Below are 13,534 nucleotides of genomic sequence, written 5' to 3'. Positions count from 1 at the left end.
AGCAAGTCAAGTGAAATCACGCCTACTGGGAGGCATCGCAGCACTATTGTTGGCAATCACCGGAACTGTACTACTGGTTGTATACGTTCAGGGAGCCGACAACAGGGCAGCGCAAGGTCTCGAGCCCGTAAATGTCCTGGTTGTCAAAGAATCAATTCCCGCCGGTACCAAAGCTGAAGACCTCAACAGCAAAGTCCAGCTCGAAGCAATACCGCAGGCCGCCGTGCCGGACGGCGCCATCGAAAGCCTGAGCGATTACAAGGGAAAGATCACCTCCGTAGGCCTGGAGCCTGGCGAGCAGCTTCTCACGGCCCGGCTCGTGGACCCCCGTGATCTCCTTCCCGGCACCGTCCCCGTCCCCGACGGCCTCGAAGAAGTTACCTTCCTTCTCGCTCCCGAACGGATCCTTGGCGGCCGGCTCGAAGCTGGCGACAAGGTGACCGTCTACACCTCCTTCAAGTCGGAGGAAGAGATGCCGGCCGGCGCAAATGTTCCGGCCGAGGTCAAAGGGTGGAAACAGTCCACCGGATTGCTCTTCCAAGATGTCCTGGTGACCGCTGTCCAAAAGGCTGCGCCAGCGACGGAAAAGAACTCCGGTGCTACGGAGTCGGATAAGGGCATTGAAATGCCCAACGGGTCTGCCTTTATCACCGTGGCCAGGAGCGATGCCGATGCTGCCAAGCTGGTCTACGGAGCTGAGTTCGGTACCATCTGGCTCGCCAAACAGACCGACACCTCCACCAAGAGCGATCCGCCGGTGACCACATTCGGAGGGCTGTACTAATGAGCCGGTTCGTGGCCATCACTGCGGTCCGGGACTTCGAAGGGCGCATCCGGCAGGCCATCGCAGGAGCCCTGCACGGGGAACTTCAAACGCTTTCGCCCGATGTTCTGTCTGGCGGCCCTGACGACGTGTTCCAGCAGCTAAACGGTGCCCCGCCCGAGGTTCTTATCCTCGGCCCCGGCGTGGCACCGGATGATGCACTGAAGCTGGCGACAGTCTTTGATCTGCAATACCCGGAGGTCAGCCTGCTCTTGGTCGCCGAACCCACTCCGGACCTGGTGCTTCGCGCCATGCATTCCGGCATCCGGGACGTCGTCACCCCGGAAATCGTGGTCAACGATCTCCGGGTGCTGTTGGAACGGGCTTGCCTCGCCTCTGCCAGCCGCCGTAGAGGTATGGCGCCGGCTGCGGAATCGGGCCAGCAGCGCGGACGGGTGATAGCAGTCATGTCACCTAAAGGCGGCGTGGGCAAGACAACGGTAGCCACCAACCTGGCTATCGGTCTAGGCAAAGTAGCACCCATGGATGTAGTGATCGTCGACCTCGATTTGCAGTTTGGCGATGTCGCGTCAGGTTTGCTACTTGAACCGGAACACTCCATCACAGAAGCTGTTCACGGTGCTGCGTCCCAGGACTCCATGGTCCTCAAAGCGTTTCTCACAGTGCATCCTGCCGGTATCTACGCCCTGTGTGCGCCCCGGACACCCGCGGAATCCGACTACATCACTGCAGACCACGTCAGCCGGCTGATCAACCAGTTGGCAAGCGAATTCAAGTATGTAGTCGTCGACACCGCGCCCGGGCTCGGTGAGCACGTGCTGGCGACGCTGGAGCTGGCAACAGACGGTGTCTGGGTTTGCGGGATGGACGTTCCCAGCGTCCGGGGCCTGCGCAAGTGCTTCAGCGTGCTGAAAGATCTGCAGCTACTTCCGCAGGGACGGCACACCGTTCTCAACTTCGCCGACCGTAAAAGCGGCCTCTCGGTTCAGGATGTCGAAGCGACCATCGGAGTCCCCATCGACACCGTGATTCCACGGTCACGTACCCTTCCATTCACCACTAACCGTGGAATTCCCGTGCTGCAGAGCTCCACAAGGGACGCGGCATCGAAAGGCCTCAAGAAGCTGGTTGACCGCTTCGATCCTCAATGGGTGTCCTCCACCCACAACAAACTGCACCGAAGGGTGGTAGTGTCATGAAACTCTCAGATCGCCTGACCAGGTCACAGGCTGACGTGACCCCCAACGAATCCACCACGGTCGCGCGGGACACGACCGGCGCAGCACCAGCATCAGCCGAACAGCAGTCGTCTGCTCCGGCCAGCCGGCCGCTTGCCTCGGCTTTGAATCTCGGCGGCGCCCCGGTTGTCCAAGCAGTCGATGCGCTAGCGGGTTTGAAGCAACGGGCCGCGCTCGCCCTGTTTGAACGCATGGGCAATCGCTCCGCCGACGCATCGTCAACTGAAGAAGACCTTCGTTCTGCAGCCGTCGAGGAACTCTCCGCAGTGATCGATCAGGAGCAGGTCCCGCTGTCCCCGGAGGAGCGGCGTCGGCTTATCCGTGAGATTGCCGACGAGGTTATGGGATATGGCCCGCTCCAACGGCTCCTGGAAGATCCGTCTGTCACTGAAATAATGGTCAACCGTTTTGACCAGATCTACATCGAAAGGCACGGACATCTGACTCTGACGGGCTATCAGTTCAGTTCCGATGACCACTTACGGAAGGTCATCGAACGGATTGTGTCACGGGTGGGCAGGCGCATCGATGAATCTTCGCCTCTGGTCGACGCCCGCCTGGAAGACGGCTCCCGCGTGAACGCAATCATTCCGCCGCTGGCGGTGAACGGGCCCTCGCTGACCATCCGAAAATTCAGTCACGTGCCTTTGACGGTCCAGAACCTGATTGAGTGGGGCTCGGTGACTCCCGAAATGGCGGAGCTGCTCAGCGCCTGCGTCCGGGCACGCCTAAACATCATTGTCTCCGGCGGAACCGGTACGGGCAAAACGACCCTGCTCAATGTTCTCTCTTCGTTCATCCCGGAGGATGACCGCATTGTGACGATCGAGGACGCAGTTGAACTCCAGCTTCAGCAGGACCATGTGGTCAGGCTGGAAAGCCGGCCACCGAACATCGAGGGCAAAGGTGCAGTGAGCATCCGCGAACTGGTTCGCAATTCCCTCCGCATGCGTCCGGACCGGATCATCGTCGGCGAAGTGCGCGGGGGTGAGTCCTTGGACATGCTCCAGGCCATGAACACCGGCCACGATGGCTCGCTGTCTACCGTGCACGCTAATTCGCCGCGTGACGCCGTAGCCCGTTTGGAGACCCTCGTCCTGATGGCCGGCATGGATCTTCCGCTCCGGGCCATCCGGGAACAGGTCTCATCCGCTGTGGACCTGATTGTCCAAGTCACAAGGCTCCGCGATGGAAGCCGCCGAGTCACCCACGTGACAGAAGTCCAAGGTATGGAGGGGGACATTGTGACCCTCCAGGATGCGTTCCTTTTCGACTATACCGCGGGCATGGACGCACAAGGCCGCTTCCTCGGACGACCCGTCTCCACAGGAATACGGCCACGATTCCTCGACCGCTTTGCCGACCTCGGTATCTCCGTGTCGCCGGCCATCTTCGGTGCAACACCGGTAGCAGCGGGAAGGAGGTAAGCCATGGACTCGCCAGCACTCTTCATCGCGGCCCTCGCTCTTTGCTTCGGGGCGTTGCTCGTCTTGTTCCTGGTTGTTCTGAAGCCACGTTACGGTTCGATTCCGGCCAACCGAAGGCGTCCCGATGCCGCCTATGAGGGCCAGTCAGCTATCAGCCGGGTCTCGAACACCGCCGTAACCGCCATGGGTGGCGTTATCGGCGAATCGGGGGGGCCTTACAACCGGGCTGTGCTGTACAACGCCGGTGTGAAAATGGCGCCTGCGGATTTCACTGTGATGGTCCTGGTGGCTGCTTTCCTGGCCGGCACCGTCGTCTCATTGCTAACGAACATACTCCTTGGAATCCTGTTCGCTATCGCTACACCATTCCTAGCACGGCTTGTTTTGTCCGTGCTGAGGGACAAGCGCCGGGGTCGGTTCGAAGCCCAGCTAACGGACACCATCCAGATGCTGATCGGCGGCCTTCGGGTAGGTCACAGCGTCATGAGGTCGATCGAGGCAGCCGCCCAGGAGGCCGACGCTCCGACATCGGAAGAGCTCTCACGAGTGGTCACCGAAACGCGGGTCGGCAAAGACTCCCGGCAGGCTTTGGACGAAGTGGCGGAGCGCATGGACAGCGAGGACTTTCGCTGGATTGGCCAAGCGATCCAGATCAACCGGGAAGTTGGCGGCGATCTTGCCGAGGTCCTCGAGGAGGTGGCCGGCACGATACGTGAGCGCAGCGAGATCAAGGGCCAAGTTCGCGCGCTTAGTGCGGAAGGCAAAATGTCTGCATTGATCCTGATGGGCTTGCCGGTCGGTGTCGCAGTGCTAATCACCGTCATGAACCCCAGTTACATGAACGTGTTTTTCACCCATCCCGTTGGCATCATCATGCTCATTGTCAGCATCGTGATGTTCGTCATTGGCGGCTTCTGGATGAGCCGCACCGTCAAGATTAAGTTCTAGGGAGAATGCCATGACTCCGATAGCTTGGCTAATCATTGCAGCAGTCGTGCTGCCCTTGGCCTACTTCACCTGGGTTCTCGTCACGCTGGACCGGCGTGGCGCACTTGCCGTTCAAACGAATCTTGGACACGGCTTTACCCAAAGCTCCAATTCGGCGATCCAAAGGACACCGATCTTCCTGGGGATTTCCAAGCGCCTCACACCAGGCAGCTATGAAGCGAAACTTGACCGTTGGCTTGCCTTAGCTGGACGCCCGGAATCCATGCCGCTGGAGAAGCTCATCATCTCCAAACCGATTCTTGCCCTTGGTGGCGCGCTTTTCGGTTTACTTCTGATCAGCAAATCTCCGACACCGCCGATCTTCGGCTTGGCCCTGTTCGTCATGGTGCTGTTCTACTTTGTCCCTGACCTCTTGGTCTATAACAAGGGCATCAAGCGTCAAGAGGCCATTGAACTCGAGCTTCCGAACACTCTCGACCAGATGTTGATTTCGGTTGAAGCAGGACTTGGCTTCGAATCCGCCATGGCCAGGGCGGGAGAATATGGCGGCGGGCCGTTGGCCCAGGAGCTTATGCGGACGCTTCAGGACATCCAGGTGGGACGCCCCCGTCAGGAAGCCTACGCAGCCCTGGCAGCCCGTTCTTCCGTCCAGGATCTCCGGAGCTTCGTTCGGGCAGTGGTCCAGGCCGATAAGTACGGCATCGGCATCGCTAAGGTGCTACGTGCACAGGCGAAACAGGCCAGGGTCAAGCGCCGGCAACGGGCCGAAGAGAAGGCCATGAAGCTGCCCGTAAAGGTCCTCTTCCCGCTGTTGCTGTGCATCTTTCCCGTGCTCTTTATCGTCCTCCTCGGACCAGCAGCCATCAGCATCGTCGAAGCCTTGACCTAGACCAACGCCTGCCGGATTGTCCGGACAAAGACCCGGACTCCTTGGCACCCAGAACCGAGGAGTCCGTTGCCACCCGGCAGCGAGGAGCAGGATCTCGCACCGGGCGAAGGCCCTGAGCGCGTGTGAGTGCTCGTTCAGGGCCTTCGTGGGGAAACCGACACAAACACTCACAGACCAGACGAACTCCCTCAGCCCAACGAGCTGAGGGAGTTCTTCGGCGTGCGCGCGATTTCGCATCGGGGCCGCTGCAAAGACGCAGGTTTCTCGCAAGCAAAGCGCAAGTCGAGCAGGCTTGGCGCAGGATGCCCAAAGATCAGCTCGATGGGGCGAACATGGTTGCTACTTTTTTGGCAGAGCTGGTGCAGGACCAGCCACCCAAACTCGCTCAGGAGTCCCCATGCTTTCTCTCTACACCAACCTCGCATCCCGCATCCGCCGTGAAGAAGCCGGCGCCACCGCAGTCGAATACGGCATCATGGTTGCCCTTATCGCCGTCGTCATCATCGTCGCCGTCACCCTCCTCGGTACAACTCTGAGTGACACGTTCAGCAACATCCAGTGCCAGGTGTCCGGCCAGGGCGCCTTCGTTCCGGGCGTAGACGGAGCAGCCGGCGCTTGCGCCGCCCCGTAACCCACTCCCCAACCTCCCGACGCGCCCCGGCACGTCCACCACGAAGTGGCGGCGGCATCCAAGCCGCCGCCACTTCGGCTGTCTTCACCACACCATCAGCCAGAGGAAAGGCACCACCATGTCCAGGGCATCCGAGCGCGGAGCTGTTGCGGTCGAGTTTGCGATCCTGGCGCCCGTCCTCATCATGTTGCTCTTGGGCATCGTCGAATTCGGTCGGGCCTACAACGCCCAGGCCTCACTCTCCGCCGCAGCCCGCGAAGGCGTGCGCGTGATGGCCATTTCCAACAGCATTTCCGCAGCCAACACCGCGGCAAAGAGTACAGCTCTCTCACTGCAGCCCGGTCTGAAGGACACGAACATCGTTTTCAAGAATCTCGACACGGGCACCGCCAGCTGCGCACCGGGTAACCGCATCACCGTGACCATCAGCTACAACCTCTCCACCATGACCGGCATCGCCGGCCCGTTTCCCATGACCGGGAAGGGGTCCATGCTGTGCGGCGGCTGACACATCGGGCACGGCACCAACACTGCAAGCACGACGGCGAACGCGGCGCCGTGAGCGTCCTGGTGGCCATCTTGCTGGTGGTTCTCCTGGGCTTCGGGGCGATAGCCGTGGACGTCGGCATGCTGTACGCAGAACGGACCCAGCTCCGCAACGGCGCCGACGCGGCAGCCCTCGCCATAGCCCAGAAGTGCGCCAAGAACGCCGCCGATCCCGACTGTTCCACCAGCTCGACTTTGGCAGCGACCCTCACAAACGGCAACGCCAACGACGGCCTCAGCAACGTCAAATCCACCGTGCTGGATAAAGCCGCTCGCACCGTCACGGTCACGGCCGGCGCACAGGAGAAGGGTAGGACTCCCAACGAAGTATCACTCTTCTTTGCCCGTGTTCTTGGCATGAACTCCGCCGAAGTGAATGCCCCGTCAACAGTTGTGTGGGGCAGCCCCCAGAAAGGGACCACACCTTTTCCCATCACCGTGTCGGTCTGCCAGGTTCGCAACAGTACGGACATCATGCAGTTGCTCCAACTGCACGGAAAAAACGCGAACGTGGACTGCAACTACGGTCCATCGGGCGCATTCGTTGAGGGTGGTTTCGGTGGCCTCAAACAAGATACCGGCCAGTGCGGCGCCTTCATCGACATCGCCAAGAGCACAGCCGGGGGAGATACCGGCAACAATGCGCCGCCAAATTGCGAGGCCACGTTGAACGGCTGGGCGGCGGACATGAACGCAAACAAAGACGTCTTCGTGTTGCTGCCGATCTTCAATTCCGTCACCGGAACCGGTACCAACGCTGTCTACGGACTGACCACTTTTGCCGCGTTCAAAGTTGCCGGATGGAAAGTTGGCAGCTCGGGCCTTCCGTACACCTTTCGCAACCGGGCCCCTGACGTTCCGGCCGCACTCGAATGCAGGGAACCATGCCGCGGAATCATCGGAACCTTCGTCAAGTATGTTTCCCTGGCCAACGGCTACACGCTCGGCCCCGTCAACCCCGACGGCGCGACTGTCGTTGCCCTCAGCAAATAGTTTCGTCCACCCCGCATGTTTAACCACAGGAGCAGTCAGTGAAGTCACGTTTGTTGGCAGGAGTGGTGGCAGTCCTGTTGGCCATCGTCGGGGCGGTGCTTGTCGTCACTTACGCCCAGGGCGCTGACCAGCGGGCAGTCAAGGACCTGGATCCGGTGGGAGTTCTGGTGGTCACCAAAGCGATCCCGGCCGGCGCCACCGTGGACACAGTGAAGGCATCGGTGGCCCTGGAGCAGGTGCCCGGCACCGCCGTCGCAAAATCCGCGCTGGACTCCCTCGACGAGTCCGCCGGCAAGGTGGCCGCCTCGAATCTCGTCCCGGGCGAACAGTTGCTGAAGGAAAAAATGGTGGAACCTGAAGACCTCCAGACCTCAGGTTCAGTGAAGGTCCCGGCAGGCCTCCAGGAAGTCTCGTTCCAGCTGGAGCCGCAGCGCATGGTGGGCGGGCGCCTTCAACCGGGCGACCACGTGGGCGTCTTCATCTCTATGAAAACAGGCGGCATCGAGGCGAAGGCGGACAAAGAGACCACCCAGCTCTCCATCCACAAGGTCCTGGTCACCGCCGTCCAGCGCGCCCCCGAGGGAGCCGCCGCCAACCCGGCGCCGTCGGCGAGCGCCGGAACGGACCCTAATCCCCGGGACGTGAACCTCCCCACCGGCTCCCTGATGATCACCGTTGCAGTCAACGACATCAACGCCGGCAAGATCGTATTCGCGTCCGAGTTCGGAGATGCCATCTGGCTCACCCGCGAACCCCTCGACGCCGAGGACAACGGGCCGCGCATCATGATCCGGCCGGACGTCTACAAATGAGCCGCTTCACCCTCATCACACCGGACGTCGACTTCGACGGCCGCCTCCGCCAGGCCGTTGCCGGCGGTCTCCAAGGCGGCGTGCAGACCTTCTTCACAAGCGTGCTCCCCGCCGATCCCAACGACCTGTTCGCAGCCCTCAACCAGGAACTGACCGAGGTGCTCATCCTGGGTCCCGACGTCCCCGTCGATGAAGCCCTCCGGTTTGCCACGGTGATGAACGTCCGGTTCCCGGAACTGAGCGTCATCCTCGCCGCCGAACCGGACCCGGACTTCATCCTGCAGGCAATGCGCGCCGGCATCAGGGACATCCTCTCCCCCGGCTCCGATCCCGCCCAGATCCGGGTGCTCCTGGAACGCGCCAACCAATCGTTCGCCAGCAGATACCGTGTTCAGGCCGCCCCGCCAATGACGGAATCCAACAAAGGCCTCGTTATCGGCGTCTTCTCCCCCAAGGGCGGTGTCGGCAAAACCACCATCGCCACCAACCTCGCCATCGGCCTGGGCAAGATCGCCCCGATGAGTGTGGTGATCGTGGACCTGGACCTGCAGTTCGGCGACGTCGCCTCCGGGCTCTACCTCGACCCGCAGCACACCGTCACGGACGCAGTGTCCCCCGCTGCGAGCCAGGACTCCCTGGTCCTCAAGGCCTTCCTGACGGTCCACCCCGGCGGCATTTACGCCGTGTGCGCTCCCCCCACTCCCGTTGATGCGGACGAGATCACCCCGGACCAGGTCAGCCGGCTGCTGGAACAGCTGTCGGAGCAGTTCCAGTACGTTGTGGTGGACACCGCACCGGGGCTTCCCGAAATCGGCCTGGCAGCCATGGAGCAGTGCACCGATGTGGTGTGGGTCAGCGGGATGGACATCCCCAGCGTCCGCGGCCTGCGCTCCGGCTTGGAAGTGCTGCGCCAGCTGGAAATCCTCCCCGAGACCAGGCACGTGGTGCTGAACATGGCCGATTCCAAGCTGGGCCTGACCGTCCAGGACCTCGAATCGACCATCGGCGCGCCCGTGGACGTGAGCATTCCGCGGTCCCGCGCCGTCGCCCTGTCCACCAACCGCGGCATCCCCGTCCTCCAGGAATCAGCCAAGGACCCGGCAACCAAGAGCCTGAACCAGCTCGTCGACCGTTTCAACCCCGCCTGGCGGGCCAAATCCCAACGCAAACTGCACCGAAGGGTCGTGGTCTAGATGAAACTTTCAGAACGCATCAGCGCGGTGCAAGCGAAGTCGCAGTCACGCACCCAAATTGCCGCGCCGCTGCAGACCTCGCGCACCGCCACCGCAACGCTGGAACGGGAACGCCCGGAATTGCCGGCCCCGCAGCCGGAACCGTGGGCTCCGGTGAGGACGGACAAACGGACGACGACGGCGGCACCGGCTGCCGCCGTCGTCGTACCTTCCGCGGCGCCTGACCATGCGGAAGAGGCGAAACCGAAAGCCCAGCAGCCGGTGGACGCGTTTGCCGCGCTGAAGGAGCGGGCGGCCACGGCGCTGTTCGAGCGCATGGGTGCCCGCTTCAACGATTCGGCCATCACCGAGCTGGAGCTCCGGACGTCCGCCCGTGAGGAGCTCACCCGCATCATCGACGCCGAACAGGTGCCGCTCTCCTCGGAGGAACGCACGCGCCTGGTCCAGGACGTCGCCGACGACGTGCTGGGCTACGGTCCCCTGCAGCGGCTGCTGGACGACCCCGCCGTCACCGAAATCATGGTCAACCGGATGGACCAGATCTACGTCGAACGCAAGGGCCACCTCACGCTGGCCGATTCCCGCTTCAGCTCGGAAGAACACCTGCGGAAGGTCATCGAGCGCATCGTGTCCAAGGTAGGCCGCCGCATTGACGAATCCTCGCCCCTGGTGGATGCCCGGCTGGAAGACGGCTCCCGCGTCAACGCGGTGATCCCGCCGCTGGCCGTGGGCGGATCGTCGCTGACCATCCGAAAATTCAGCAAGGTTCCGCTCACCGTCCGGAACCTGATCGACTACGGCACTCTGACTCCTGAGATGGCGGAGCTCCTCAACGCCTGCGTCAAGGCCAAGCTCAACATCATCGTCTCGGGCGGCACGGGCACGGGGAAGACCACCCTCTTGAACGTGCTCTCCTCGTTCCTGCCCTCGGACGAACGGATCGTCACCATCGAGGACGCCGTGGAACTACAGATCCAGCAGGAACATGTGGTCCGGCTGGAAAGCCGCCCGCCCAATACCGAAGGCAAGGGCGAAGTGACCATCCGCGAACTGCTGCGGAACTCGCTGCGTATGCGCCCCGACCGCATCGTGGTGGGTGAGGTCCGCGGCGGCGAGTCGCTGGACATGCTCCAGGCCATGAATACCGGCCACGACGGTTCCCTGTCCACGGTGCACTCCAATTCCCCGCGTGATGCCGTGGCGCGCCTGGAAACCCTGGTGCTCATGGCCGGGATGGACCTGCCGCTGCGGGCCATCCGGGAACAGATAGCCTCGGCGGTGAACCTGATCGTCCAGATTTCACGCCTGCGGGACGGCAGCCGCCGCATCACCCACGTGACCGAGGTGCAGGGCATGGAAGGTGACATCGTCACGCTGCAGGACGCCTTCGTTTTCGACTACTCGGCCGGCGTCGACGCCCAGGGCCGCTTCCTCGGACGGCCGGTTGCCACCGGGATCCGCCCGCGCTTCATCGACCGCTTCGAGGACCTCGGAATCCACGTCTCCCCCGCTGTCTTCGCCACCCCCGCGGGTCCCGGAACCAGCGGGCCTTCCGGGCAGGGCGGGCCGTCCGGTCCTGGCCGGCACGGCGGCCATGCGGCCCCCTCCGGCCACGGAATGGCATAGGGGCGCCATGCTCATGACCATCGGAGCCGCGCTCCTCTTCCTTGCACCGCTGCTGCTCGGCGTGGCGATACTGATCCCCGGGGCTCCGGAGATCGCACTCAGCCGTCGCCGGCCGTTCGCCTTTGACCCGCCCTCGCGGCTGACACGCCTGGCCAACCTCACCGTCGGCGCCCTGGACCGGTTCCTGGCCGCCCGGAATGTCCGCCTCTACAACCGGGAGGCACTGGAAACGGCCGGTGTCCGGCTCACCCAGGCCGAGTTCATTGTCCTGGTGATCGCCGGGGCCATCGTGGGCGCCCTGGTGGGCCTGGTCATCGGCGTGCCCGCCGTGTCCGTCCTGCTCGTAATCCTCGCCCCCTTCGTGGGGCACCTGGTGCTCGGCTTCCTGGCCGGCAAGCGGCGTGCCAAGTTCGACCAGCAGCTCGGCGACACCCTCCAGCTCCTCGCCGGCGGGCTGCGGGCCGGCCACAGCATCCTCCGCGCCATCGATGCCGCCGCTGCCGAGTCCCAAAGCCCCACCTCGGAAGAAATGCGCCGGGTCATCACCGAAACCAGCCTGGGCCGGGACCTGCTGGCCTCCCTGACGGACACCTCGGAACGCATGAAGAACGAGGACTTCGTCTGGATCGCGCAGGCCATCCAGATCAACCGCGAGGTGGGCGGCAACCTGGCGGAGGTCCTCGACCAGGTCAATGAAACGATCCGGGAAAGGTCCGAGATCAAGGGCCATATCAAGGCACTCGCGGCGGAGGGCAAGTTCTCCGCCTACATCCTGATTGCCATGCCCATCGGCATCGTGCTGATGCTGATGGCGGTGAACCCCGGCTACATGGACGCCATGTTCACGCACCCCCTGGGCTGGGCCATGATCGCCGGATCCGTGGTGCTCATGACCATCGGCAGCCTGTGGATGCGCAAAATCATCGATCTGAAATTTTGAGGTGTCCATGAATCCCGTGGTGCTCGCCTCGCTCCTCCTGGTCTGCCTCCCCGTCGGCTATCTGGCATGGTCTGTCCTGTCCGTGGACCGCAAGTCCCGGACGGCAACAGTGGCCATCCTCAACCGCGGCAGGAGGGCTGCCGACGTCCCCGAAAAGACCCGGGGCAATTTGCTCGACAGGATCGGCTACGGCCTGACACCCGCCGCCTATGTCCGCAAACTCGACCGGCTGCTCTCCCTGGCCGGCCGGCCCGTTGCCTGGCCCCTGGGCCGCATCCTCGCGGCGAAGCCCGTCCTCGGACTGGTGGGGGCCTCCCTTTTCATCCTCATCAGCATGAGCAGCCCCAAACCGATGATCAAACTCGCCGGCCTGTTCCTGCTCTTCCTGGGTTACTTCATCCCGGACCTGCTCCTGTACAGCAAAGGCATGGAGCGCCAGAAGGCCATGCAACTGGAACTCGCCAACACCCTGGACCAGATGCTGATCTCCGTGGAAGCCGGCCTCGGCTTCGAGGGTGCCATGGCCCGGGCAGGCGAAAACGGCAAGGGACCGCTGGCCGAGGAAATCATCCGCACGCTGCAGGACATGCAGGTGGGACGAAGCCGGCGGGAGTCCTACATCGCGCTGGCCGAGCGGACCAACATCCCGGAGCTGCGCAGCTTCGTCCAGGCGATCGTCCAGGCCGACACCTACGGCATCGCCATCAGCCGGGTCCTGCGGATCCAGGCGAAGGTCATGAGGGTGAAGCGACGGCAACGCGCGGAGGAAAAAGCCATGAAGCTGCCCGTGATGATCCTGTTCCCGCTGCTGTTCTTCATCTTCCCGGTCCTGTTCATCGCCATTCTGGGCCCCGCCGTCATCAACACCGTTGTCACATTCAGCAGTCAATAGAGTGCCCAAAGTGGCGCCGGTCACCGCTTGTTACCCCAAGAGACTCAAGGTTTGCACAATATCTACCTAGGTCGAGCGAATTGACAGATTCAGGAAGTAGCGTTGTCATATGTCCATTTCAGGCAGCTGTACCGAAGACGAAGGTGCGGACCACATCTGCACCCTTCCCTCGGCTGCCCCGGGCACTGACGCCAGCCTGGCTTTTGAGGAAATCCCGCTCGTGGACCTCCTGGTGCTGCAGGACCTTGAAAGCCAGCTGGCCCAGCCGGCCGTCGCCAGGAAGTTCGCCCTGGATTACATCGAAATCTGGGATCAGCGCTACGTGAACCTGAGGAACGCAATTTCCGGCCAGGACCGCACCACCGCACTCGATGCCGCGATCAGCCTGAAGATCGGCTCGGCAATGGTGGGAGGCCTCCGCCTGGCCCGCCTTGCGGAAGACGTCGAGGCCATCATCCGGTCAGGGTGCTGGGACAAGGGCCAGTCAATGCTGGCCCTCATCGCAGAACTCGGCCGCGAAACCGTTGCGCAGCTGCGCCGGAGCTACCTGCCGGCAGGCTACTCGGCCGAGTAACCCGCCGGGCCGTTGGTAGCCCGATCGGTCAGGCAGCCTGC

Annotated in this window: 14 protein-coding genes; all 14 read left to right on the top strand. The window is 62.8% G+C overall.

What is annotated here, in order from left to right:
- The first annotated feature begins 10 nt into the window (after positions 1 to 10).
- Positions 11 to 784, top strand: coding sequence for an RcpC/CpaB family pilus assembly protein (locus PV761_RS05005; protein WP_347894863.1), 774 nt, complete (start codon positions 11 to 13; stop codon positions 782 to 784).
- Positions 784 to 1,983 carry an AAA family ATPase gene (locus tag PV761_RS05000; protein WP_347894861.1) on the top strand — a complete coding sequence of 400 codons (1,200 nt, stop codon included), beginning with the start codon at positions 784 to 786 and terminating at the stop codon, positions 1,981 to 1,983. The genes PV761_RS05005 and PV761_RS05000 overlap by 1 nt, the downstream gene beginning before the upstream one ends.
- Positions 1,980 to 3,449, top strand: coding sequence for a CpaF family protein (locus PV761_RS04995; RefSeq protein WP_347894859.1), 1,470 nt, complete (start codon positions 1,980 to 1,982; stop codon positions 3,447 to 3,449). The genes PV761_RS05000 and PV761_RS04995 overlap by 4 nt, the downstream gene beginning before the upstream one ends.
- A gap of 3 nt (positions 3,450 to 3,452) precedes the next feature.
- Complete coding sequence (locus tag PV761_RS04990) at positions 3,453 to 4,397, top strand: type II secretion system F family protein (RefSeq protein WP_347894857.1); 945 nt, start codon at positions 3,453 to 3,455, stop codon at positions 4,395 to 4,397.
- Positions 4,398 to 4,407: 10 nt separating this feature from the next.
- Entirely contained in the window at positions 4,408 to 5,286 is an 879-nt protein-coding gene (locus PV761_RS04985) for a type II secretion system F family protein (RefSeq protein ID WP_347894855.1), read from the top strand.
- A gap of 397 nt (positions 5,287 to 5,683) precedes the next feature.
- Positions 5,684 to 5,917 (top strand): Flp family type IVb pilin, encoded by a 234-nt coding sequence (locus tag PV761_RS04980; RefSeq protein WP_347894853.1) that lies wholly within the window; start codon positions 5,684 to 5,686, stop codon positions 5,915 to 5,917.
- A gap of 118 nt (positions 5,918 to 6,035) precedes the next feature.
- On the top strand, positions 6,036 to 6,425 hold the full coding sequence (locus PV761_RS04975) for a TadE/TadG family type IV pilus assembly protein (RefSeq protein WP_347894851.1): 390 nt from the start codon (positions 6,036 to 6,038) through the stop codon (positions 6,423 to 6,425).
- A complete protein-coding gene (locus tag PV761_RS04970) occupies positions 6,413 to 7,456 on the top strand; it encodes a pilus assembly protein TadG-related protein (protein ID WP_347894849.1) in 1,044 nt (347 codons plus the stop codon). The genes PV761_RS04975 and PV761_RS04970 overlap by 13 nt, the downstream gene beginning before the upstream one ends.
- 38 nt (positions 7,457 to 7,494) lie before the next feature.
- Positions 7,495 to 8,268 carry an RcpC/CpaB family pilus assembly protein gene (locus PV761_RS04965; protein ID WP_347894847.1) on the top strand — a complete coding sequence of 258 codons (774 nt, stop codon included), beginning with the start codon at positions 7,495 to 7,497 and terminating at the stop codon, positions 8,266 to 8,268.
- Positions 8,265 to 9,461: an AAA family ATPase gene (locus PV761_RS04960; RefSeq protein ID WP_347894845.1), complete on the top strand. Its 1,197-nt coding sequence runs from the start codon at positions 8,265 to 8,267 to the stop codon at positions 9,459 to 9,461. Before PV761_RS04965 ends, PV761_RS04960 begins: the two co-directional genes overlap by 4 nt.
- Positions 9,462 to 11,087 (top strand): CpaF family protein, encoded by a 1,626-nt coding sequence (locus tag PV761_RS04955; protein WP_347894843.1) that lies wholly within the window; start codon positions 9,462 to 9,464, stop codon positions 11,085 to 11,087.
- Positions 11,088 to 11,094: 7 nt separating this feature from the next.
- On the top strand, positions 11,095 to 12,027 hold the full coding sequence (locus PV761_RS04950; RefSeq protein WP_347894841.1) for a type II secretion system F family protein: 933 nt from the start codon (positions 11,095 to 11,097) through the stop codon (positions 12,025 to 12,027).
- Positions 12,028 to 12,034: 7 nt separating this feature from the next.
- Positions 12,035 to 12,919, top strand: a complete 885-nt coding sequence (locus PV761_RS04945) for a type II secretion system F family protein (RefSeq protein ID WP_028269556.1) — start codon at positions 12,035 to 12,037, stop codon at positions 12,917 to 12,919.
- Between the two features lie 109 nt (positions 12,920 to 13,028).
- Positions 13,029 to 13,493 carry an Hpt domain-containing protein gene (locus tag PV761_RS04940; protein ID WP_347894839.1) on the top strand — a complete coding sequence of 155 codons (465 nt, stop codon included), beginning with the start codon at positions 13,029 to 13,031 and terminating at the stop codon, positions 13,491 to 13,493.
- The last annotated feature ends 41 nt before the right edge of the window (positions 13,494 to 13,534 follow it).

Origin of the sequence: Arthrobacter sp. CC3, from assembly GCF_039907775.1 — a bacterium.
Lineage (GTDB): Bacteria > Actinomycetota > Actinomycetes > Actinomycetales > Micrococcaceae > Arthrobacter.
The sequence above is the reverse complement of the archived record's forward strand: the minus strand, read 5'-3'. Positions and strand labels throughout refer to the sequence as shown.